At 71.4% G+C, this 21,362-nt stretch carries 19 protein-coding genes and 1 pseudogene; 10 read left to right on the top strand and 10 right to left on the bottom strand.

Going from position 1 to position 21,362, the window contains the following annotated elements; genetic code table 11:
- The first annotated feature begins 74 nt into the window (after nucleotides 1-74).
- The 5 genes from OO68_RS27670 to OO68_RS27650 all read left to right on the top strand — a co-directional run bounded on the left by OO68_RS27670 (nucleotide 75) and on the right by OO68_RS27650 (nucleotide 6,057).
- Nucleotides 75-869 carry an MIP/aquaporin family protein gene (locus OO68_RS27670; RefSeq protein ID WP_033311888.1) on the top strand — a complete coding sequence of 265 codons (795 nt, stop codon included), beginning with the start codon at nucleotides 75-77 and terminating at the stop codon, nucleotides 867-869.
- Nucleotides 870-951: 82 nt separating this feature from the next.
- Nucleotides 952-2,490 carry a glycerol kinase GlpK gene (gene glpK / locus OO68_RS27665; RefSeq protein ID WP_033311887.1) on the top strand — a complete coding sequence of 513 codons (1,539 nt, stop codon included), beginning with the start codon at nucleotides 952-954 and terminating at the stop codon, nucleotides 2,488-2,490.
- 8 nt (nucleotides 2,491-2,498) lie between these two features.
- Entirely contained in the window at nucleotides 2,499-4,115 is a 1,617-nt protein-coding gene (locus OO68_RS27660) for a glycerol-3-phosphate dehydrogenase/oxidase (protein WP_033311886.1), read from the top strand.
- A 128-nt stretch (nucleotides 4,116-4,243) separates the two neighbouring features.
- Nucleotides 4,244-4,915: a FadR/GntR family transcriptional regulator gene (locus tag OO68_RS27655; protein WP_033311885.1), complete on the top strand. Its 672-nt coding sequence runs from the start codon at nucleotides 4,244-4,246 to the stop codon at nucleotides 4,913-4,915.
- Nucleotides 4,916-5,073: 158 nt separating this feature from the next.
- On the top strand, nucleotides 5,074-6,057 hold the full coding sequence (locus tag OO68_RS27650; protein WP_033311884.1) for a PAC2 family protein: 984 nt from the start codon (nucleotides 5,074-5,076) through the stop codon (nucleotides 6,055-6,057).
- A 65-nt stretch (nucleotides 6,058-6,122) separates the two neighbouring features.
- Here OO68_RS27650 and mshC read toward each other — a convergent pair whose 3' ends face one another.
- The 4 genes from mshC to OO68_RS27630 form a co-directional block, all read right to left on the bottom strand.
- Complete coding sequence (gene mshC, locus OO68_RS27645) at nucleotides 6,123-7,352, bottom strand: cysteine--1-D-myo-inosityl 2-amino-2-deoxy-alpha-D-glucopyranoside ligase (protein ID WP_033311883.1); 1,230 nt, start codon at nucleotides 7,350-7,352, stop codon at nucleotides 6,123-6,125.
- 94 nt (nucleotides 7,353-7,446) lie between these two features.
- Nucleotides 7,447-8,277 (bottom strand): SCO1664 family protein, encoded by an 831-nt coding sequence (locus OO68_RS27640; protein WP_033311882.1) that lies wholly within the window; start codon nucleotides 8,275-8,277, stop codon nucleotides 7,447-7,449.
- On the bottom strand, nucleotides 8,241-8,828 hold the full coding sequence (locus OO68_RS27635; RefSeq protein WP_033311881.1) for a DUF3090 domain-containing protein: 588 nt from the start codon (nucleotides 8,826-8,828) through the stop codon (nucleotides 8,241-8,243). The genes OO68_RS27640 and OO68_RS27635 overlap by 37 nt, the downstream gene beginning before the upstream one ends.
- Nucleotides 8,829-8,906: 78 nt before the next feature.
- Nucleotides 8,907-9,593 carry a histidine phosphatase family protein gene (locus OO68_RS27630; RefSeq protein WP_033311880.1) on the bottom strand — a complete coding sequence of 229 codons (687 nt, stop codon included), beginning with the start codon at nucleotides 9,591-9,593 and terminating at the stop codon, nucleotides 8,907-8,909.
- Nucleotides 9,594-9,654: 61 nt separating this feature from the next.
- Here OO68_RS27630 and OO68_RS27625 point away from each other — a divergent pair, with 61 nt between their 5' ends.
- Nucleotides 9,655-10,650: a magnesium and cobalt transport protein CorA gene (locus OO68_RS27625; protein WP_033311879.1), complete on the top strand. Its 996-nt coding sequence runs from the start codon at nucleotides 9,655-9,657 to the stop codon at nucleotides 10,648-10,650.
- A 10-nt stretch (nucleotides 10,651-10,660) separates the two neighbouring features.
- On the opposite strand, the gene OO68_RS27620 is transcribed toward OO68_RS27625, so the two are convergent.
- Both OO68_RS27620 and OO68_RS27615 read right to left on the bottom strand, forming a co-directional pair.
- Nucleotides 10,661-11,449 carry a hypothetical protein gene (locus OO68_RS27620; protein ID WP_033311878.1) on the bottom strand — a complete coding sequence of 263 codons (789 nt, stop codon included), beginning with the start codon at nucleotides 11,447-11,449 and terminating at the stop codon, nucleotides 10,661-10,663.
- Nucleotides 11,450-11,702: 253 nt separating this feature from the next.
- On the bottom strand, nucleotides 11,703-12,758 hold the full coding sequence (locus OO68_RS27615; protein ID WP_033311877.1) for an LLM class F420-dependent oxidoreductase: 1,056 nt from the start codon (nucleotides 12,756-12,758) through the stop codon (nucleotides 11,703-11,705).
- A 210-nt stretch (nucleotides 12,759-12,968) separates the two neighbouring features.
- On the opposite strand from OO68_RS27615, the pseudogene OO68_RS27610 reads away from it, so the two are divergent.
- From OO68_RS27610 to OO68_RS27600, 3 genes and pseudogenes are all read left to right on the top strand, one after another.
- Nucleotides 12,969-14,069, top strand: a pseudogene (locus OO68_RS27610) (pectate lyase family protein); the annotation flags it as partial.
- Nucleotides 14,070-14,181: 112 nt separating this feature from the next.
- Complete coding sequence (locus tag OO68_RS27605) at nucleotides 14,182-15,168, top strand: aldo/keto reductase (RefSeq protein ID WP_033311875.1); 987 nt, start codon at nucleotides 14,182-14,184, stop codon at nucleotides 15,166-15,168.
- Nucleotides 15,165-17,501: a helix-hairpin-helix domain-containing protein gene (locus OO68_RS27600; protein WP_033311874.1), complete on the top strand. Its 2,337-nt coding sequence runs from the start codon at nucleotides 15,165-15,167 to the stop codon at nucleotides 17,499-17,501. Before OO68_RS27605 ends, OO68_RS27600 begins: the two co-directional genes overlap by 4 nt.
- 63 nt (nucleotides 17,502-17,564) lie before the next feature.
- On the opposite strand, the gene OO68_RS27595 is transcribed toward OO68_RS27600, so the two are convergent.
- Nucleotides 17,565-18,275 (bottom strand): hypothetical protein, encoded by a 711-nt coding sequence (locus tag OO68_RS27595; RefSeq protein ID WP_033311873.1) that lies wholly within the window; start codon nucleotides 18,273-18,275, stop codon nucleotides 17,565-17,567.
- Nucleotides 18,276-18,322: 47 nt separating this feature from the next.
- On the opposite strand from OO68_RS27595, the gene OO68_RS27590 reads away from it, so the two are divergent.
- Complete coding sequence (locus OO68_RS27590; RefSeq protein ID WP_033311872.1) at nucleotides 18,323-18,511, top strand: DUF5703 family protein; 189 nt, start codon at nucleotides 18,323-18,325, stop codon at nucleotides 18,509-18,511.
- Between the two features lie 78 nt (nucleotides 18,512-18,589).
- Here OO68_RS27590 and OO68_RS47195 read toward each other — a convergent pair whose 3' ends face one another.
- The 3 genes from OO68_RS47195 to OO68_RS27575 form a co-directional block, all read right to left on the bottom strand.
- Nucleotides 18,590-19,462, bottom strand: coding sequence for a chaplin (locus tag OO68_RS47195; RefSeq protein ID WP_033311871.1), 873 nt, complete (start codon nucleotides 19,460-19,462; stop codon nucleotides 18,590-18,592).
- A 131-nt stretch (nucleotides 19,463-19,593) separates the two neighbouring features.
- Nucleotides 19,594-19,827 carry a chaplin ChpH gene (gene chpH / locus OO68_RS27580; protein WP_033311870.1) on the bottom strand — a complete coding sequence of 78 codons (234 nt, stop codon included), beginning with the start codon at nucleotides 19,825-19,827 and terminating at the stop codon, nucleotides 19,594-19,596.
- A gap of 149 nt (nucleotides 19,828-19,976) precedes the next feature.
- Complete coding sequence (locus tag OO68_RS27575) at nucleotides 19,977-21,302, bottom strand: M20/M25/M40 family metallo-hydrolase (RefSeq protein WP_033311869.1); 1,326 nt, start codon at nucleotides 21,300-21,302, stop codon at nucleotides 19,977-19,979.
- Between the last annotated feature and the right edge of the window lie 60 nt (nucleotides 21,303-21,362).

Below are 21,362 nucleotides of genomic sequence, written 5' to 3'. Positions count from 1 at the left end.
GGCAATACGCGCTAGAGTGTGACAACGCCAGGCCGGTATCGAACTTCCCTGGACGTAGGACAAAGGAGTCGCGGGTGTCCAGCTCCGACATCTTCATCGGCGAGACCATCGGTACCGCCATACTCATCCTCCTCGGCGGCGGCGTCTGTGCCGCCGTCACGCTGAAGGCCTCCAAGGCTCGTAACGCCGGCTGGCTCGCCATCACCTTCGGGTGGGGCTTCGCGGTGCTCACGGCGGTCTACACCTCGGCGCCGCTCTCCGGCGCCCATCTGAACCCGGCCGTGACGCTGGCCATCGCCATCAAGGACGGCGACTGGAAGAACGTCCCGGTCTACTTCGCCGGACAGGTTCTCGGCGCCATGATCGGCGCGGCCCTGGTCTGGGTCGCTTACTACGGTCAGTTCCACGCCCACCTCACCGACCGCGAGATAGTCGGCGGCCCGGGTGCGCAGGACACCGCGGTCAAGGCCGTCGAGGCCCAGGAGAAGGGCGCGGGCCCCGTGCTGGGCGTCTTCTCCACCGGCCCCGAGGTCCGGGTCGCCTGGCAGAACGTCGCGACGGAGATCATCGGCACGGTCGTGCTGGTGCTCGCCGTGCTCACCCAGGGCCTGAACGACAAGGGCAACGGCCTGGGCACCCTGGGCGCCCTGGTCACCGCGCTCGTCGTGGTGTCCATCGGCCTCTCCCTCGGCGGCCCGACGGGGTACGCGATCAACCCGGCCCGTGACCTCGGACCGCGCATCGTGCACGCCCTGCTGCCGCTGCCCAACAAGGGCGGCTCCGACTGGGGCTACGCCTGGGTCCCCGTGGTGGGTCCGCTGATCGGCGGCGCCATCGCGGCAGGCATCTACAACGTCGCATTCGCCTAGGAGCGATTCCCCGCCCTGCGGGAAACTTCCAGCACGCGCCGTACGTAAAGCCCCATAAACCCGGAATTACCAGGAGCACACAGTGACCGACGCGCACACCGCCGGCCCCTTCATCGCCGCCATCGACCAGGGCACCACCTCCAGCCGCTGCATCGTGTTCGACCGGGACGGCCGGATCGTCTCCGTCGACCAGAAGGAGCACGAGCAGATCTTCCCGAAGCCGGGCTGGGTCGAGCACAACGCCACCGAGATCTGGACGAACGTCCAGGAGGTCGTCGCCGGGGCCATCGCCAAGGCCGGCATCACCCGGGACGACATCAAGGCCATCGGCATCACCAACCAGCGCGAGACGACCGTGCTGTGGGACAAGAACACCGGTGAGCCCGTCCACAACGCCATCGTGTGGCAGGACACCCGCACCGACGCCCTCTGCCGCGAGCTCGGGCGCAACGTCGGCCAGGACCGCTTCCGCCGCGAGACGGGCCTGCCGCTCGCCTCCTACTTCGCCGGCCCCAAGGCCCGCTGGCTGCTCGACAACGTCGACGGCCTGAAGGAGCGCGCCGAGGCGGGCGACATCCTCTTCGGCACCATGGACACCTGGGTCATCTGGAACCTGACCGGTGGTACCGACGGCGGCAAGCACGTCACCGACGTCACCAACGCCTCGCGCACGATGCTCATGAACCTGCACACCATGCAGTGGGACGAGAAGATCTGCGAGTCCATCGGCGTCCCGCAGCAGATCCTGCCCGAGATCCGGTCCTCCGCCGAGGTCTACGGCGAGATCACCGGCGGCAAGCTGGGCGACCTGCTCGGCGGCATCCCGGTCGCATCCGCGCTCGGCGACCAGCAGGCCGCCCTGTTCGGCCAGACCTGTTTCGCCGAGGGCGAGACGAAGTCGACCTACGGCACCGGCACCTTCATGGTGATGAACACCGGTGACAAGATCATCAACTCCTACAGCGGCCTGCTGACCACGGTCGGCTACAAGATCGGCGACCAGAAGACGGTCTACGCCCTGGAGGGCTCGATCGCGGTCACCGGTTCGCTGGTGCAGTGGATGCGCGACCAGATGGGCCTGATCTCCACCGCCGCGGAGATCGAGACCCTCGCCCTGTCCGTCGAGGACAACGGCGGCGCCTACTTCGTGCCGGCCTTCTCCGGTCTGTTCGCCCCGTACTGGCGCTCCGACGCCCGCGGTGTGATCGCCGGTCTGACCCGGTACGTCACCAAGGCGCACCTCGCGCGCGCCGTCCTGGAGGCCACCGCCTGGCAGACGCGGGAGATCGCCGACGCCATGACGAAGGATTCCGGCGTGGAACTGACCGCCCTGAAGGTCGACGGCGGCATGACCTCCAACAACCTGCTGATGCAGACCCTCGCCGACTTCGTGGACGCCCCCGTGGTGCGCCCGATGGTCGCCGAGACCACCTGCCTCGGCGCCGCCTACGCCGCCGGCCTCGCCGTCGGCTTCTGGAACAGCACCGACGACCTGCGCGCCAACTGGCGCCGGGCCGCCGAGTGGACCCCCCGCATGGACGCGGAGACCCGCGCCCGTGAGTACAAGAACTGGCTCAAGGCCGTCGAGCGGACCATGGGCTGGCTCGAGGACGAGGAGTAAGAAACAGCATGACCACCAAGTCCACCCTGCAGTCCGTGCCTGCCCTGGGGACGCACCCGGCCTCCGGCTCGAACCCGAGCCGAGCCGAGACCAGGGAGCAGCTCTCCAAGGCGTCGTACGACCTTCTCGTGATCGGCGGCGGCATCCTGGGCATCTCCACCGCCTGGCACGCCGCGCAGTCCGGCCTCAGGGTGGCTCTGGTGGACGCCGGCGACTTCGCCGGCGCCACGTCCTCCGCCTCCTCCAAGCTCCTCCACGGCGGTCTGCGCTACCTGCAGACCGGTGCGGTGAAGCTGGTGGCGGAGAACCACTTCGAGCGCCGTGCGGTCTCCCGCCAGGTGGCTCCCCACCTGGCGAACCCGCTCACGTTCTACCTCCCCGTGTACAAGGGCGGGCCGCACGGCGCGGCGAAGCTCGGCGCGGGCGTCTTCGCCTACTCCGCGCTCTCCGCGTTCGGTGACGGCGTCGGGCACCTGCTCTCCCCGGCCAAGGCCGCGCAGGACGTGCCCGAGCTGCGCACCGAGAACCTCAAGGCCGTGGCCGTCTACGGCGACGACCAGATGAACGACGCCCGCATGGCGCTGATGACGGTCCGCGGGGCCGTCGAGGCCGGTGCGGTGGTGCTCAACCACGCCGAGGTGACGGGCCTGCGCTTCACGCAGGGCCGGGTCACCGGCGCCGAGCTGAAGGACCGTCTGTCCGGCGACGAGTTCGGCGTCAACGCCCGGCTCGTGCTGAACGCGACCGGCCCGTGGGTCGACCACCTGCGCAGGATGGAGAACCCGGACGCGGCGCCGTCCATCCGCCTGTCGAAGGGCGCGCACCTGGTCCTCAAGCGCACCTCCCCCTGGAAGGCGGCGCTCGCCACCCCGATCGACAAGTACCGCATCACCTTCGCCCTCCCCTGGGAGGACATGCTGCTGCTCGGCACCACCGACGAGGTGTTCGAGGGCGACCCGGCGGACGTCTCGGTCACCGAGCAGGACATAACCCAGATCCTCGACGAGGCCGCCTTCTCGGTCCGCGACCAGCAGCTGAGCCGCGACCTCATCACGTACTCCTTCGCCGGCCTGCGCGTGCTGCCGGGCGGCCCCGGCGACACCGCCAAGGCCAAGCGCGAGACGGTCGTGACCGAGGGCCGGGGCGGCATGCTGTCCGTGGCGGGCGGCAAGTGGACCACCTTCCGCCACATCGGCCGGACGATCATGAAGAAGCTGGAGGCGCTGCCGGGCCACCCGCTGGGCGACGACTTCGAGCCGATCAGCGCGCTGCCGAAGAAGCTGCCGCTGCCCGGCATCGCCAACCCGCGCGCGGTCGCCCACCGGCTGCTCACCGACCGCCCGGCGCCCGGCCCGCGCATGGCGGCCGACACGGCCAAGCACCTGGCCACGCACTACGGCTCGCTGGCCTTCGACATCGCCCGCATGGCCAACGAGAGCCCCGAGCTCGCCGAGCGCGTCCACCCCGACGCCCCGGAGATCTGGGCCCAGGTCGTCTGGGCCCGGGACCACGAGTGGGCCGAGACGCAGGACGACGTGCTGCGCCGCCGCACCACGCTGACGATCCGCGGCCTCGCCACGGACGACGTCCGCGCCAAGGTGCAGGACCTGCTCGACAAGAAGTAGGCACGGGTACGGGGGATCCGTTATCCGGAAGGGGCGGCTCCACGCCGACGGAGCCGCCCCTTCCGCGTTCCCGCGCCCCCATAATGACCTGATACGTCGGAGGTCTTGAACGCACTGGGAGGCCGGCCATGGCAGTCACCGACGAGGCGATCGAGAAGATCAAGTCAATGATCGTCTCCGGCGCGCTGCGCCCGGGCGACCGGCTGCCCAAGGAGAGCGAACTCGCCGCCGACCTCGGGCTGTCGCGCAACTCCCTGCGGGAGGCCGTGCGGGCCCTGTCGCTGATCCGGATCCTGGACGTGCGGCAGGGCGACGGCACGTACGTCACCAGCCTCGACCCGCAACTCCTGCTGGAGGCGCTGAGCTTCGTCGTCGACTTCCACCGCGACGACACCGTCCTGGAGTTCCTGGCCGTACGCCGCATCCTGGAGCCGGCCGCGACGGCGATGGCGGCCTCGCGGATCAGCGAGCAGCAGCTGGACGCGCTGACGGCCCAGCTGGACAGGCTCGGCGACACCCCGTCGGTGGAGGATCTCGTCGCCTGCGACCTGGAGTTCCACCGGGGCATCGTGCACGGCTCGGGCAACTCCGTGCTGTGCTCGCTGCTCGACGGGCTCTCGGGTCCCACCACCCGGGCCCGCATCTGGCGCGGCCTCACCCAGGAGGACGCCGTCGCCCGGACCCTGCGCGAGCACCGGGCGATCCTCGCCGCCCTGCGCGACCGGGACGCCGAGGCGGCGCGCTCGTGGGCGACCGTCCACATCGCGAGTGTGGAGCAGTGGCTGCGCTCCACGCTGTGACCAGGACCTCACGGACCGCCCGGACGAACCCGGGGTGTTCAGCGGCGGATCGCGGGGCAGTGATGGGGGCACTCCCCCCGCGAGGGGGCTGCGGGCGCCCCCGCGGCACGCCGTAAGGTTGGGTGGTCAAGCGAGGGCACGTCGGAAGGAGGCGCTGGGTGATCGAGCTCGAGGGGGTTCCCGAGCTGGTCGACCCGGTCATGGTGGCCGCGTTCGAGGGCTGGAACGATGCCGGCGACGCCGCCTCCACCGCGGTCGCGCATCTGGACCGGGAATGGAAGGGCGAGGTCTTCGCGGCGCTGGACGCCGAGGACTACTACGACTTCCAGGTCAACCGCCCCACGGTGTTCATGGAAGCGGGCGTCCGCAAGATCACCTGGCCCACGACCAGGCTGTCGGTGGTCCGGGTCGGCGGCGAGAAGCCGCGCGACCTCGTCCTCGTGCGGGGCATCGAACCGTCCATGCGGTGGCGTTCGTTCTGCAACGAACTGCTGGGCTTCGCCCACGAACTGGGCGTGGAACTGGTGGTCGTCCTGGGCGCCCTGCTCGGCGACACCCCGCACACCCGTCCGGTTCCGATCAGCGGCACGACGTCCGACCCGGACCTGGCGCGCCGCATGGACCTGGAGGAAACCAAGTACGAGGGCCCCACGGGCATCGTCGGCGTCCTCCAGGAGGCGTGCACGCACGCGGGCGTCCCGGCCGTCTCGCTGTGGGCGGCGGTGCCGCACTACGTGTCGCAGCCGCCGAACCCGAAGGCCACGCTGGCCCTGCTGAACCGTCTCGAGGACCTGATCGACGTGCGCATCCCGCTGGGCGAGCTGCCCGAGGACGCGCGCGCCTGGCAGGTCGGCGTGGACCAGCTGGCGGCCGAGGACAGCGAGGTCGCCGAGTACGTCCAGTCGCTGGAGGAGGCCCGGGACACCGCCGAGCTGCCGGAGGCGTCCGGCGACGCCATCGCCCGGGAGTTCGAGCGCTATCTGCGGCGCCACGACGGCGCCGGACCACCCGGGGCCGGCGGCCACGCCACGGCGGACGGCAGCGACAGCACCTCGTACCTGCGGGACAACCCCAGCGGCCGCACCCGCCCCCCGAAGCCGCCCAAGCCCGGCACGGACGACGAGGAATCGTCGGAGGACTGAGGGCGCAGTACGAACGCCAGAGGGGCGTCTCCCGGCCGGGAGACGCCCCTCCGTCCGTTCCCGGGCTAGAGCGCCACGCCCAGCAGCGCGTCCACCGCCCGGGAGACCACCCCGGGTGCGCCGATGTCCGTGCCGCCGCTGCGCTCCTGGAGCGCGACCCAGCGGTCGACCGCGGTGAGTGCGGCAGGGGCGTTCAGGTCGTCGGCGAGGGCCTCGCGGATCTCGTCGACGAGCGCCTCCGCCGGCGGCCCGTCGGGCCGGGACACGGCTGCCCGCCAGCGGCCGAGCCGTGCCACGGCGTCCTGGAGGACCTGGTCGGTGTACTCCCAGTCGGCGCGGTAGTGGTGGGCGAGCAGCGTGAGCCGGATGGCGGCCGGGTCGACGCCCTCGTGCCGGAGCCTGGAGACGAAGACGAGATTGCCCTTGGACTTGGACATCTTCTCGCCGTCCAGGGCGACCATGCCGGCGTGCACGTACGCCTTGGCCATGGGGAACTCGCCGGTGAGGGCCTGGGCGTGCGAGGCGCCCATCTCGTGGTGCGGGAAGGCCAGGTCGGAGCCGCCGCCCTGGATGTCGAAGCCCATCCCGAGGTGGTCGAGGGCGATGGCCACGCACTCGATGTGCCAGCCGGGCCGTCCGCGCCCGAGCGAGCCGCCGTCCCAGCTGGGCTCGCCCTCACGGGCCGCCATCCACAGCATCGGGTCGAGGGGGTTCTTCTTGCCCGGGCGGTCCGGGTCGCCGCCGCGCTCAGCGGACAGCAGCCGCATCGCCGCGGCGTCGAGGTTCGAGACCTTGCCGAAGTGCGGGTCGGACTCGACGGAGAAGTAGACGTCCCCGTCCAGTTCGTAGGCGGCACCGGCGTCCCGGAGCCGCTCGACGAGCGGGACGATCCCGGGTATGGCCTCGACTGCGCCTATGTACTGCCGCGGCGGCAGCATCCGCAGGGCCGTCATGTCCTCGCGGAAGAGGGCCGTCTCCTTCTCGGCGAGGGCGGCCCAGTCGATGCCGTCGCGCTGTGCCCGCTCCAGGAGGGGATCGTCGACGTCGGTGACGTTCTGGACGTAGTGAACCTGCCGCTTGGTGTCGAGCCACACGCGCTGCACGAGGTCGAACGCGTTGTAGGTCGCCGCGTGTCCCAGGTGCGTGGCGTCGTACGGGGTGATGCCACAGACGTAGATACGGGCGACGGGACCGGGGTCGAGGGTGACGAGGCCGCCGGTCGCGGTGTCGTGGATCCTCAGGTCGCGGCCCTGACCAGGCAGGGCGGGGACCTCGGAAGCGGGCCAGGCATGCATGCCTTGAGCCTAACCGGACTGAAGTTCCATATACGAATGGGAGCGGTCCACTCGGCCGAGAAGGCGCTCTTGCGGTGATCCGGCGCCTGTGCTGCTACACGGGCGGCCAGGGAATCGCCGGCCACTCCCCGCTCGGCTCCGGGTGGGTTCCCGAGGCGAGCAGGGCGCCGACGCGGGCCCGGGTGGCGTCGATCTCGGCGCCGGTGATCAGCGGTTCGAGCCGCGCGGCGAGCAGCCCGCCCTCGGCCAGGCCCTTCCTGAGGCCTTCGAGGACGTCGGCGGCCTCCTCGGTGAGCGGCTCCCCCGCCCATCCCCACAGCAAGGTCCGCAGCTTGTTCTCGGCGTTGAACGTGACCCCGTGGTCGATGCCGTACAGCCGCCCCTCACCGGTGGGCAGCAGGTGTCCGCCCTTGCGGTCGGCGTTGTTGATGACCGCGTCCAGGACCGCGAGCCGCCGCAGCCGTTCGTCGTCGGCGTGCACGAGCAGCGCGGTGCGTCCCTCGCCGACCTCGGCGAAGCCGACCGCCTTCCAGCCCGGCCCGGGTTCCTCACCGTCGACCAGGGCGAGCAGTTCCGCCTCGGGCATCACCTCGACCCACAGCTGGCACATGCCCTCGCCGTAGGGCCCGTCGCGCAGCACGGTGGGCGGCACGAGGCCCCAGCCGGTCGCCTCGGATACCTCGTACGCGGCGACCTCGCGCTGGGCCAGCGTCCCGTCGGGGAAGTCCCACAGGGGCCGCTCCCCCGCGACCGGCTTGTAGATGCAGGCCGCTTCCTCGCCGTCGTAGGACACCGTGCAGTACAGGGCCGCGTTGGAGGCCTCACGGATGCGTCCGCGCACCGTCAGTTCGCCCCGGGCGAGCAGCTCGGCGGCGTTCACCGGAGGTGTCACGCTCCGCGGCGGTATCCGTTCTGGCGCGGACATACATGTCCTTCCGGGTCGAGCGGGAGGCTGCACAGCGGGCACGGCGGCCGCCCGGCGTTGACGACGTCGAGAGCGCGCTTGGCGAAGGCCCTGGCCTGCGCGCCGGTGAGCCGGACCCGCAGCATCGGGGGCCCGTTCTCCTCGTCCTGGAGCAGCCGCTCCTCGGCCTCGGCGAGGTCCTCCTCGGATTCCGCGTCGAGCTCCACGAGCGCCTGCGCCTCGACGATCATGAGCTGCTCGTCGCCGTCCCAGGCAAGGGCCATGGTGCCGACCCGGAACTCCTCCTCGATGGGGGTGTCCAGCGGGGCGGTGTCGGTGTCCGAGGGGGCGACGGCGGGGACGTGGGCACTGCCGCCGCTACGGCGTACGACCTCGTCGAGCAGCTCGTCCATGCGCTCGGCGAGGGCGGCGACCTGGGTCTTCTCCAAGGCCACGCTGGTCACCCGGGAGCCGGCGGAAGCCTGGAGGAAGAACGAACGGCGCCCGGGCAGTCCGACCGTACCGGCCACGAAACGCTCCGGATGGTCGTAGAGGAACACCTGACGGGACACGTCCTGTCTCCATTGGAATCGTGGGAACCGTGTGACCACGGCACTGCTGCGACCGCTTCACCCTACTGCGGCGAACGATCACGGTGCGCCCGCACCACCCCCGACTTCGGCCTCACCGGCCGGCGGCTCCTCGCGCGGCACGAGGGAGGTGAAGTCGCCGGTGTCACCGAGCCGGACGAGAAACGGCCGCAGTCGGGTGTAACGGATCGCGGTGATGGAACACGGTTCGACGGAAATCCGCTGGAAGAGGTCCAGGTGAAGTCCGAGGGCGTCCGCGATGAGCGACTTGATGATGTCGCCGTGCGAGCACATGAGGTAGACGGAGTCGGCGCCGTGGTCGCGCTCCACGCGCGCGTTCCACTCGCGGACGGCCTCTGCGGCGCGCGTCTGCATGGACCGCATGGACTCGCCGCCGGGGAAGGCCGCCGCGGAGGGGTGCGCCTGCACCACCTCCATCAGGGGCTCGTCCTTGAGCTCGGCGAGCTTGCGTCCGGACCAGTCGCCGTAGTGGCACTCGCCGATGCGCTCGTCGGTGTGCGGGCTCAGTTCCGGCCGGGCGTCGAGCAGCGGCCGGATCGTCTCCTGGCAGCGCTGGAGCGGACTGGTGACGACTTCGGCGAGGGGCAGTCCGGCCAGCCGCCCGGGGAGCGCGGCGGCCTGTGCGGCGCCGCGCTCGTCGAGGGCGACGCCGGGCGTCCAGCCGGCGAGCAGTCCCTCGGTGTTGGCGGTGGAGCGTCCGTGCCTGACCAGGATCAGCGTGGGCATGCGCTCCAGCGTAGGCGCACGCGCGCGTGTGGTGTCGTTCGAGTGACGGGAGACTCGCTTCGTGATCGTGGACTGTGCCATCTACCGCGAAGGACAGCGGACGGAAGGTCCCGAGGACCTCTCCGACGCCCTGGGTGAGGCCCGCACGGCGGGCGGGTTCGTGTGGATCGGGCTGCACGAACCGACGGAGGGCGAGTTCGACCATGTGACCCGGGAGTTCGGGCTGCATCCGCTGGCCGTCGAGGACGCCCTGAAGGCCCACCAGCGGCCCAAGCTGGAGGTGTACGACGACTCGCTCTTCGTGGTGCTCAAGCCGGTGGCGTACGAACCGCAGAGCGACACCGTCTCCTCCGGCGAGATCATGATCTTCCTGGGCGACTCGTTCGTGGTGACCGTCCGGCACGGCGAGGGCTCCCCCCTCAAGGCGGTGCGCCGGCGGCTGGAGCAGGAGCCGGAGCTGCTCGTCAAAGGCCCGACGGCCGTGCTGTACGCGGTCGCCGACGCCACCGTCGACCACTACCTGGACGTGGCGACCGAGTTGCAGACCGACCTGGAGGGGCTGGAGGCGGAGGTGTTCTCGCCGGACGGCGGGGGGTCCCGGAACACGGCGTCCCGGATCTACGACTTCAAGCGGCAGGTCCTGGAGTTCCGCCGGGCGACCGGGCCGCTGGCCCCGCCGATGAGCCGGCTGGCGGGCACGGCGCCGACGGGGGTGGCCGTGCCGTTCGTGGACGACCGGGCCCGGCCGTTCTTCCGCGACGTCAACGACCACCTCACGCGCGTGAACGAGTCCGTGGAGAACCTGGACCGGCTGGTGTCGGACATCCTCTCGGCGCATCTGGCGCAGATGAGCGTCCGGCAGAACGACGACATGCGCAAGATCTCCGCCTGGGCGGCCATGGCCGCGATCCCCACCATGCTGGCGGGGATCTACGGCATGAACTTCGAGCACATGCCGGAGCTGCGCTGGGTCTGGTCCTATCCGGCACTGCTGGTTCTGATGGCCGTCCTGGAGATCGGGGTCTTCCGGCTGTTCAAGCGCCGCGGGTGGCTGTAGCCGGGCGGGCTCAGGCGAACTCGGGTTCCGGAGAGGCGGGGCCGCCGAGGGCGTTGCGGCGCTCGGGCGTCGTCAGCGACACCATCCGGCGCCAGCCGCCCATGCGTTCGTAGGCGTACACCGCGTGGATGCCCGCCACGAGCACCGCCGACTTGGCCTTGGACCAGCCGAGGATGCGGCCCATGTGCGCCATCACGGCGAGGCTGACGTCCCGGTAGATCCGGATCTCGGCGAGTGCGCACTCGCGCAGGGTGCGCTGGATGGCCCGGCCGTGGCCCGCGTAGGCGAAGCGCAGCAGCTCCTCGTGGCAGTAGGCGAGGTGGTTGTCCTCGTCGCCCGAGATCTGCTTGACCGCGCGGCCGATGTCGGGGTGGTCGCCGAAGTGCTTGCGGAGCAGGTTCATCTGCTCGGAGGCGCGCTGTTCGGTGACTCTGCTGTGCGAGAGGTAGGTGACGATGTCCTGGACCGTGAGCCGCTCGTCGCGGTTCAGCCGGGCGTGGGCGAGGCCGATGCCGTTCTTCTCCAGGAGCATGGTGTAGTCGGTCTCCGGCGGGACCGGGACGGGGTCGATGCCGCGCTTCTTCATCAGGGCGTTGAAGATCCGGCCGTGCTTGTCCTCGTCGGAGCCGTGCCGGCTGATCTTGGGGGCGAGTTCACGCTCGGCCTCGGGCACGAGCTCGGCGATCCGGGCGTTCTCCCAGCCGCCCTGGGTCTCGCCGCTCGCGGCGACGGAGCAGAACAGGGCGAAGGACTCGTCGTTGTCGAGGATCTCCTGGAACAGACTCTTGGCCGAAAGCATCGTGGGCACCTCTCCCGCGCGCGTGGGCGTTCTGCGGCGTTCCGCAGGTTTCCGCGAAGAACGAGTCAAGTGCGGGGCGCAGGGTGCTGCAACAGGTGTGAGGGACAACTCCGCCGAATGGAGGACGACCGGGGCGGCGCGCCGGACCGGTGAGAGGCGGTCTGCCGTAACCGCCGGCGGCCCGGCGCGTTGTTCCGCGTGACGGCCGTGGCGGGGAAGACCCCCCGAGCCCCCACCACGGCCGCTGAAACCTCTAGGCGAGTCCGGCCCGCTCCAGGGCCTCCGTACCGGCCCGCAGGGACGCGAGCCGCTCGTCGAGCGTGAAGCCCGCCGGCGCGAGGGACAGGGTGGTGACCCCGGCCGCGGCGTAGGCCTTCATCCGGTCCGCGATCCGGTCCACGGAACCGAGCAGGGTCGTCTTGTCGATCAGGTCGTGCGGCACGGCGGCCGCGGCGCCCTGCTTGTCGCCGGAGAGGTACTTGCCCTGGATCTCGGCGGCCTCCTGCTCGTAGCCCATGCGCTGGGCGAGCTGGTTGTAGAAGTTCTGCTTGGGGCTGCCCATGCCGCCGACGTACAGCGCGGTGTAGGGGCGGAAGGTGTCGGCGAGCGTGGCCACGTCCTTGTCGTCGCCGACGGCGAGCGGCAGGGTCGGGCAGACGTCGAACCCGTCGAGGGTCTTGCCGGCCTTCTCGCGCCCGGCGCGCAGGTGCTTGATCGTGGTGTCCTCCAGGTGCTCGGCGGAGGGGAAGATCAGCAGGGCGCCGTCGGCGATCTCGCCGGTCTGCTCCAGGTTCTTCGGGCCGATCGCGGCGATGTACAGCGGGATGTGCTCGCGCTGCGGGTGCACGGTCAGCTTGATCGGCTTGCCCGGGCCGCCGGGCAGGGGCAGCGTCCAGTGCCGGCCCTCGTACGACAGGCGCTCGCGGGTCATGGCCTTGCGGACGATCTCGACGTACTCACGCGTGCGGGCCAGCGGCTTGTCGAACTTGACGCCGTACCACCCCTCGGAGACCTGCGGGCCGGAGACGCCGAGGCCGAGGCGGAAGCGGCCGCCGGAGAGGGAGTCGAGGGTGGCGGCGGTCATGGCCGTCATCGCGGGCTGGCGGGCCGGGATCTGGAAGATGGCGGAGCCGACGTCGATGCGCTCGGTCTGGGCGGCGACCCAGCTCAGTACGGTGGCGGCGTCGGAGCCGTAGGCCTCGGCGGCCCAGCAGACGGCGTATCCGAGGCGGTCGGCCTCCTGGGCGACGGCCAGGTTGTCCGCGTCCATTCCGGCACCCCAGTAGCCGAGGTTGATACCGAGCTGCATGCCGCATCCCCTTACTGATCAGTAACGTGCCTTGTGCGGAGACCTTAGCGCGGGGGCCGGGGCGAGGTACACGGCCACCGCCGGTCTGTCGTTTAGATGCTTGAACAGAAATCATGGACACGACCATTGACGCGTCCACGACCAGTCCTTACCTTTCGCGGGAAAGCGCTTTCCGTCCTCCACCTTCCGCAGTCGAACGGAGAGGCACCGATGAAGCGAGCACTTCCCCTGAGGCTCCACGCGACCCTGGCCACGATGGCCCTCGCCGCCGCGACCGGCACACTCGTGTCGATGCCCGAGGCCGCGGCGGCGACCGGCGGCGCCACCGGCTACGCGACCCAGAACGGCGGGACCACGGGCGGCGCCGGAGGCCAGACGATCCGGGCGACGACGGGAACCGCGATCCACCAGGCCCTCTGCGGCCGGGCGAGCACCAGCACCCCGATCACCATCGAGGTCACCGGGACCGTCAACCACGCCAACACCAAGAAGGTCTCCGGCGCCGGCTGCGACACCGCAGACGGCGTGATCGAGCTCAAGAAGGTCAGCAACGTGACCCTCGTGGGAGTCGGCAGCGGCGCCCTCTTCGACCAAGTGGGCATCCACATCCGCGAATCGAAGAACATCATCGTCCAGAACGTGACCGTCCGGAACGTCAGGAAGTCGGGCTCCCCCACGTCGAACGGCGGGGACGCCATCGGCATCGAGCGCAACGTCCGCAACGTCTGGATCGATCACACCACCCTGGAGGCGTCGGGCGGCGAGTCGGAGGGCTTCGACGGCCTGTTCGACCTCAAGGACAACACCCAGTACGTCACGCTGTCCTACAGCGTCCTGCGCAACTCCGGCCGCGGCGGCCTGGTCGGCAACAGCGAGAGCGACCGGTCGAACGGCTACATCACGTACCACCACAACCGGTACGAGAACATCGACTCCCGGGCCCCGCTGCTGCGCGGCGGCATCGCGCACATGTACAACAACCACTACGTGCGCCTCAACGACTCCGGCATCAACTCCCGGGCCGGCGCCCGCGCCAAGGTGGACAACAACTACTTCGAGGACTCCAAGGACGTCCTGGGCACCTTCTACACCGACCAGGCCGGCTACTGGCAGGTCGGCGGCAACATCTTCGACAACGTCACCTGGTCCGCCCCGGGCAGCGAGAACCGCCCGGCCGGCCCCGAACCGAAGTCGAACACCACGGTGTCCATCCCCTACTCCCACGCTCTCGACGCGGCAGGCTGCGTGCCGGCCATCGTGAGCCGGACGGCGGGTGCGAACAAGGGGCTTCAGGTGTCGGACGGCAGGTGCTGACCGAGGACGACGGGCCGCGGCCGGCTCGGGGCGACGGACCGGCCGCACCCGGAAATCCGTCGTCCACAGGCACCCACAGCACAGGTTCTGGCCAGTAATCTCGGCGTTCATGGAGCAGAGGCATCTCGGCCGCACCGGCCTTCGTGTGTCCCGGATCGGGCTCGGCACCCTGACCTGGGGGCGGGACACCGACGAGCACGACGCCGCGGACCTGATGAAGACGTTCTGGGAAGCGGGCGGGACCCTCGTCGACACCGCGGACGTGTACGGCGACGGGGACGCCGAGTACCTGCTCGGCAGGCTCATGGACGGCCTGGTGCCCCGCCGTGACCTGGTCATCTCGACCAAGGCAGGCAGCGTGCCGGACCCCGAGCGCCGCTTCGACTGCTCCCGCGGCCATCTGCTCTCCGCGCTGGACGGTTCGCTCTCCCGGCTCGGCACGGACTACGTCGACCTGTGGCACGTGCACGCGTTCGACCCGGACACCCCGCTGGAGGAGACCCTCCAGGCTCTCGACCTCGCGGTCTCCAGCGGGCGGGCCCGCTATGCCGCCGTGTCCAACTTCTGCGGCTGGCAGCTGGCCGGCGCCGCGACCTGGCAGCTGGCGGCCCCCGGAGCCCGGACCCGGCTGGCCGGTACGCAGCTGGAGTACTCCCTGCTGCAACGCGGTGTCGAACGCGAGGTGCTGCCGGCCGCGCTCGAACTGGGCATAGGTCTGCTGCCGTCCTCGCCGCTCGGGCGCGGGGTACTGACGGGGAAGTACCGGGGCGAGACGATGCCGCCGGACTCGCGCGGCGCTTCGGAGCACCTCGCGCCGTTCGTCGCGCCGTATCTCGACGACACGGCGAGCCGCATCGTGGACGCCGTGGCGACCGCGGCCGACGGGCTCGCGGTGACGCCGCTCCAGGTGGCCCTGGCGTGGGTCCGCGACCGGCCCGGGGTGGCCGCGCCGATCGTCGGCGCGCGCAACGCGCAGCAGCTCACGGCGGCGTTGTCAGTGGAGACCCTTAGTCTTCCTGACGAGATCTGCCGGGCGCTCGACGATGTGTCGGCGCCCGTGCACCGCTATCCCGATCACGACTGGAGCACGCTGTGAGCACGGAGCCCGAGACCACGGAGGACGCCGAGGCGGGGGCGCCGGGCGCCGGGAGCTCATCGGCCGGTGGGACCGGGAGCGGGACCGGGGATGATGAGACCGGCGCCGCGCGCCCGGCATCCGCGGAGGAAGCCCTGGCCGGCTCGGAGAACGCCCCGGCCGACACCGGGCAGGCTGCCTCAGAGGAGGGAACCCCAGCCGACACCGGGCAGGCGGCGGACGCCGAGGGCGGTGACGCCGGTACCCCGCAGGTGTCCGAGGCCGAGGCCGAGTTGCGGGCCCAGCAGGTCGAGCGGGAGCGCATCGAGCAGCGCAAGGCCGAGAAGAAGGCGCCGATCGCGAGCGGCACCAAGCTGAGCGGCAAGGCCGCCGATCTGCTGGCGGCCGTACGGGCCGTCGAGAGCGGCGAGAAGCCGTCGGCGACAGTGTTCGAAGAGCCGCCCCCCGCCCCCCGGCGCTCCGCTCCCGAGCCGGAGCGGCGACCGCGGCCGGTGGCGCCCGAGCCCGTCCCCGTGCCGGCGGGCCCCGCCCCGGAGGCGGTCCGGGCCGTGCGGCAGGTGCTCGGCGAGGGCGGCGCCCCGGAGGTGCTCGCGCCGCAGGCCGCCGCGGTTCTCGGCGAGGGCGCGGACGAACAGCTGCGCGCCGACCCCTGGCAGTTGCTGCGGATCGCCGGGGTGCGGCCCGAGCAGGCCGACGGTTTCGCCCGGGCCCTGCTCGGCGCCGAGTGCGGCCCGGACGACGCGCGGCGGGGCCGGGCCGTCACCGGCTGGCTCCTGGAGCAGGCGGCGCTGGCCGGGCACACCGTCCTGGAGATGCCCGCCCTCCTCGCGGCCCTCGCCCAGCGTGGTGTGCCGGAGCCCGACAGCGCCGTGCAGGACGCGATCGCCGAGGGTGAGGCCCTGGTCTTCCAGGACGCCCTGGAGAGCGAGGCCGGCTCCCCCGCCTCCGCCCCGGCGGACGGGGAAGGAGCGGAGGAGGACCAGGAGCGTCCGGTCCGTGTCCTGCTCGGCCTGGAGCGGTACGCGATGGCGGAGGAGAGCCTGGCCGACGGGCTGGCCCGGCTGGTCAACTCGACGCCCAAGCAGGACGGTTCGGCCGAGGAATGGGAGCGGGCCGCCGCCGCGGCCCAGGGCTCGGCGGCGGAGCTGATCCGCGCGGTCGCCGGTCAGGGCCTGGTGCTGCACACCGGCGGGGAGGCGTCGCTGGCCGAGCCCGCGGCCCTGCTGACCGCCGCGCGCTCGCTCGGCCTGCGGGCCTGGGCGGCCACGCACGGGCCGATCGGCCGCAACCGTTTCGCGGCTCTGCTGCGGCGCTCCGGCCAGGGGGCGGCCTGCCCCGGGGCGGACGCCCCGGGGCAGGCCGACGAGGTACCCGGCGACTCCCCCGTCGCCACCGTCTCCGGGCTGCTCGCCGGCCTCGAAGGGCCGGGCCGGGACCGGGACGGGGCCCTCGATCTCGATCTGCTGGTCGTGCTCGACGCGCCGCAGCTGGATGTCGAGACGGCGGCTCTGCTGACCGAGTCGCTGCCGGACGGGGCGCGGCTGGTGCTGGCCGGCGATCCGGCGGTGCTCTGGTCCGCGGGGCCGGGGCGGGTGTTTGCGGATCTGCTCGCGGCGCGCATCTGCCCCCAAGTGGCCTCGCGCCGGCCGGATCCAGGGCCGCTGGGCGAGCTGGTCTCCGGTATCGGCATCGGCGAGCTGAACCAGGTCGAGGCCCCTGGCAAGGAGGTCGTGATCGTGCCGGTGCGGGACGCGGGCGAGGCGGTGCACCGGACGGTGCAGCTCGTCGTGGACTCGGTGCCGCGCGCCATCGGGGTACCGGCCGAGGAGACCCAGGTGATCACCCCCGGGCACGGCGGGGCGGTCGGGACGCGTGCGCTCAACGCGGCGCTGAAGGAACGGCTCAATCCGGGCCCGGGCCGCTTCGGCGGCTTCGACCCCGGTGACCGGATCGTCCACTCCCCCGCCCCGGGGCGTGCGCTGCCGGGCCGTGTGGTGACGGCGGACGCCGAGGGGCTGCATCTGTCGTGCGGGGGCGAGACCGTCGTCGTACCGAAGGAACGGGTGGAGCAGTCCGTGCGGCACGGATGGGCGCTCACCGCGCACCAGGCCGTGGGGAGCCGGTGGCCCGCGGTGGTCGTGGTGCTGCCCGGCGATGCGGCGCAGGCTCTCAGCCGGCCGTGGGTGTACACGGCATTCGGGCGGGCCGACCGGCATCTGTCCGTAGTGCACGGCGTGGAGCAGGCGCTTCCCCGGGCGGTGGCCGAGGTTCCGGCGAAGCCGCGGACGACGCGGCTGCCGGTGCTGCTGGCGCCGCAGATCAGCGGCACGTGACGGGGGTGGTGGTCAGGGGCCCGAGCCCTTGACCACCACCCCCGTGGCTGTCGGCGTGCGCGCTCAGCGGCGGTCCGCGTCCAGCGGCTCCAGGTCCTCGTCCTCGTCGAGGACGCCGTCGAGCTCGTCCGCGAGTCCGTCCGTGTCCTCGTCATCCTCGTCATCGTCGTCGATCTCGTCGTCGAAGACGGCGCTGACGTCGAAGCGGCAGACCACCTGCTGCGGGTCAGCCTGCTCGAACGGTGCCTCCAGCCACTCGCCGGGCTCGGCCGGTTCGTCCGCCGCCGTCACCCAGAGCGTGGAGTCGCCCTCCTCCAGCCCGAACTCCTTGTGCCGGGAGGCGATCTCGTCGGGCTCGAACTCGCCGAAGAGCAGCCCGAGCGCGCCGTGCACCGTCCCGGAGGCCGGGGCGCCGTCCTCACCCTCCGCCGCCTCGATCCGCTGTGCCTGCGACAGCAGGCGCTGGGGTTCGGCGACGGCGTAGTCGCGGCGGATCAGCACGCTCAGCGCGTTCGGTTCCTCGGGGCCCGCGTACGGGGGCAGCGCGTCCTCCGCACCGGGGATCTCGAAGGGGGTGACCTCGTCGTAGCGGTCGTAGAGCAGTTCGTCGTACACCTCTGCGGCCGCGGCGAGCTGGTTGAACGCCTCGTAGACGGCCGGGTCGTCCTCTCCCGACCTGCGTTCGACCGCGGCCAGGTGGCGGTCGAGCGCGGTCTTGACCGCCTCGGCGGCGGCGCGTACCTCGGCAGCGGTGGACTGCGCAGCATCAGACATAGTGCAGACGCTATCCGTACCAGGCCCCAGCCCGCACAATAGATGCGATGCCGGAATACGAATTTGTCGACGTGTACGTACCTCGTGGGGTCTCCCGCAAGGAAACGGCACGTCTGCTGACGGACCACGCGGAGTACGGACACTGGGAGTTGTACCGTCTGAGCCTGCTGCGCGACGGCAGCCGCAGGGTGCGGTTGCGCCGGCGGATCATCCGCCAGGCGCGGGCCACGTGGTGAGCTGGGACGGGGCACGGGAAGAAGGCGCATGACGGAGCGGGCCCCGCATCGGCGGGGCCCGCTCCGTTTGCGGGGGTTTCAGGCGGAGGCGCGCGCCTTGCGGTAGAGGATCGCGCCCGCGAGCAGCGCGCCCGCGCCGGCCGGGAGGGCGAAGCCGAGCGGCAGGTCGCTGCCGGTGCTGGCGAGCTGGGATTCGCCGTCGGGCTGGGTGACGAACTGGGCGCCCGGCTTGTTGCCGTGCGAGGAGCCGCCCGGGGTCTCGCCACCGGCGGAGGGCGGGGTGCCCGGAGTGCCGGGGTGCCCGGGCTCGCCGGGATCGCCGGGATCGCCGGGATCGCCGGGGTTACCGGGGTTACCGGGGTTACCGGGCTCATCGGGGCTACCGGGCTCACCCGGCTTCCCGGGGGTCCCCGGGTCGCCGGGATTCCCCGGGTCGCCGGGGTTCCCCGGCTGGCCCGGCTGGCCCGGCTCGTGGCCGCCGGGCGGGGTGCCGTGCTGTCCGCCGCCGCCGTTGGAGCAGTCGTTGCCCGTGCTGGGGTTGCCGACGCCGATGACGTCGACGCTGTTGCCGCAGACGTTCACCGGCACGTGGACCGGCGCCTGGACGTGGTTGCCCGAGCCGACGCCGGGCGAGTCGGTGGCGTGCCCGCCCGCGTGGGAGCCGCCCTTGCCGCCGTGTTCGCCGTGTCCCCCCGACGACGATCCACCGCCCTGGTTGGCGCACGAGTTGCCCACCGACGGGTTGAGCACGCCGACGATGTTGACCGTGTTGCCGCACACGTTGACCGGTGCGTGCACCGGCGCCTGCACCGAGTTTCCGGACAGCACGCCGGGCGAGCCCGACGCCGAACCCTGGGCGCCCGAGTCGGCGTGCGCGGAGCCGCCCGCGGCGGCGATCACGCCGGTTGCGGCCGCCACGGTCATCAGACCCTTGCGGGTGACCTGTCGCATTTACTGAATACCTGCCTTCGACCTTGTCTCGAATTCTTCTCGAATTCCCCGAAAGAAGCGTTCGGTCCCGGAGCGCATGGCACGCGCTCCGGGACCGATGGCTTTGGACTCCCCTCAGCGAGGGGAAAGCATCACTTGTTGATGCAGGTGTTGCCGAAGGCGGGGTTCAGCAGCCCGATCACGGAGACCGTGTTGCCGCAGACGTTCACCGGGAGGTGAACGGGCACCTGGACAACGTTGCCGGACAGGACGCCCGGGGAGTGCACGGCGGCACCCTGAGCACCCGAGTCGGCGACGGCCAGGCCCGCGCCCGCGAGAACCAGCCCACCGGTGGCAGCCGCAGCAGCGACGACCTTCTTGATCATTATTCCTCCTAGTTGGCAAAGCGACCCATCTTGCGATCGCATTACCTGTAACGAGGCTGGAGTAATGAGGCTACGAGCTTATGGTCGCATTCACTCTTCCCAGTCGATTCCGTACGCGCGACCGAATACCGGCGTTTCGCAGGGATGGCTCAGGACAGGTCGATGAAGCGGTCGAGCACCCGCACGCCGAACTGCAGGCCCTCCACCGGCACCCGCTCGTCCACGCCGTGGAACATGCCGGCGAAGTCCAGCTCCGGCGGCAGCTTCAGCGGCACGAAGCCGAAGCCCCGGATGCCCAGGTCGTCGAAGGACTTCGCGTCCGTCCCGCCGGAGAGCATGTAGGGGATCGCCTTGGCGGTCGGGTCCTCGGCGAGCAGCGCGGACTGCATCGCCCCCACGAGCGCCCCGTCGAAGGTGGTCTCGACGGCCTTGTCGGCATGGACGTCCTCGCGGCGCACGTTCGGGCCGAGGATCCGGTCGAGGTCGGCGAGGAACTCCTCCTCGTGTCCGGGCAGGAACCGCCCGTCGACGTGGGCGGTCGCCTCGCCCGGGATGACGTTGACCTTGTAACCGGCACCGAGCTGGGTGGGGTTGGCCGTGTTGCTCAGGGTCGCGCCGATGAACTTCGCGATGCCGCCGAGCCTGACGAGGGTCGACTCCATGTCCTCCGGGTCGAGTTCGGTGCCGAGCGCGTCGCCGAGCTCGTCGAGGAAGGCGCGGGTGGTCTTGGTGACCCGCACCGGGAACTTGTGCCGCCCGAGCCGCGCGACGGCCTCCGACAGCTCGGTGATCGCGTTGTCCCGGTGGATCATCGACCCGTGCCCCGCGGTGCCGGCCACGGTGAGCTTCATCCAGTGCATGCCCTTCTCGGCCGTCTGGATCATGTAGAGCCGGCGCTGCTCGCTCACCGTGAACGAGAAGCCGCCCACCTCGCTGATCGCCTCGGTGACCCCCTCGAACAGATCGGGGTGGTTGCGCACGAGGTGCTTGGCGCCGTACGTGCCGCCCGCCTCCTCGTCGGCGAGGAAGGCGAGGACGATGTCGCGCGGGGGCTTGCGCCCGCTGCGGAGCCGGTCGCGGACGACCGCGAGGGTCATCGCGTCCATGTCCTTCATGTCCACGGCCCCGCGGCCCCACACACAGCCGTCGGCAACCTCACCGGAGAAGGGGTGGTGGGTCCAGTCGTCGGCGTTGGCCGGCACGACGTCGGTGTGGCCGTGGATGAGGAGCGCGGGCCGGGAGGGGTCCTCGCCCTCGATCCGGGCCACCGTGGAGGCGCGGCCCGGGTGGGACTCGAAGATCTGCGGTTCGAGCCCGACCTCGGCGAGCTTCTCGGCGACGTACTCGGCCGCCTTGCGCTCGCCCGGACCCGAGTGGTCGCCGTAGTTGCTGGTGTCGATCTGGATCAGCTCGCGGCAGAGGTCCACGACCTCGTCCTCGCCGGTGACGCTCCTGGCCGTGTCCGTCTCGCTCACGTGCTTCCTCCCGGTGTCACTGCTGGTGGGTCCCCCTCATCCTCCCTCTCCCCGGCCCGC

It is taken from the genome of Streptomyces iakyrus, assembly GCF_000717055.1.
In the GTDB taxonomy this organism is placed as follows: Bacteria; Actinomycetota; Actinomycetes; order Streptomycetales; family Streptomycetaceae; genus Streptomyces; species Streptomyces iakyrus.
Note: the sequence above shows the minus strand (reverse complement) of the source record. Positions and strands in the feature narration are given on the sequence as shown.

Excerpts from the sequence above, each read along its gene's own strand:
- OO68_RS27660 (WP_033311886.1), top strand. The coding sequence starts at position 2,499 with ATGACCACCAAGTCCACCCTGCAGTCCGTGCCTGCCCTGGGGACGCAC.
- OO68_RS27655 (WP_033311885.1), top strand. The coding sequence starts at position 4,244 with ATGGCAGTCACCGACGAGGCGATCGAGAAGATCAAGTCAATGATCGTC.
- mshC (WP_033311883.1), bottom strand. The coding sequence starts at position 7,352 with ATGCATGCCTGGCCCGCTTCCGAGGTCCCCGCCCTGCCTGGTCAGGGC.
- OO68_RS27640 (WP_033311882.1), bottom strand. The coding sequence starts at position 8,277 with ATGTCCGCGCCAGAACGGATACCGCCGCGGAGCGTGACACCTCCGGTG.
- OO68_RS27630 (WP_033311880.1), bottom strand. The coding sequence starts at position 9,593 with ATGCCCACGCTGATCCTGGTCAGGCACGGACGCTCCACCGCCAACACC.
- OO68_RS27620 (WP_033311878.1), bottom strand. The coding sequence starts at position 11,449 with ATGCTTTCGGCCAAGAGTCTGTTCCAGGAGATCCTCGACAACGACGAG.
- OO68_RS27615 (WP_033311877.1), bottom strand. The coding sequence starts at position 12,758 with ATGCAGCTCGGTATCAACCTCGGCTACTGGGGTGCCGGAATGGACGCG.
- OO68_RS27605 (WP_033311875.1), top strand. The coding sequence starts at position 14,182 with ATGGAGCAGAGGCATCTCGGCCGCACCGGCCTTCGTGTGTCCCGGATC.
- OO68_RS27595 (WP_033311873.1), bottom strand. The coding sequence starts at position 18,275 with ATGTCTGATGCTGCGCAGTCCACCGCTGCCGAGGTACGCGCCGCCGCC.
- OO68_RS27590 (WP_033311872.1), top strand. The coding sequence starts at position 18,323 with ATGCCGGAATACGAATTTGTCGACGTGTACGTACCTCGTGGGGTCTCC.
- OO68_RS47195 (WP_033311871.1), bottom strand. The coding sequence starts at position 19,462 with ATGCGACAGGTCACCCGCAAGGGTCTGATGACCGTGGCGGCCGCAACC.
- chpH (WP_033311870.1), bottom strand. The coding sequence starts at position 19,827 with ATGATCAAGAAGGTCGTCGCTGCTGCGGCTGCCACCGGTGGGCTGGTT.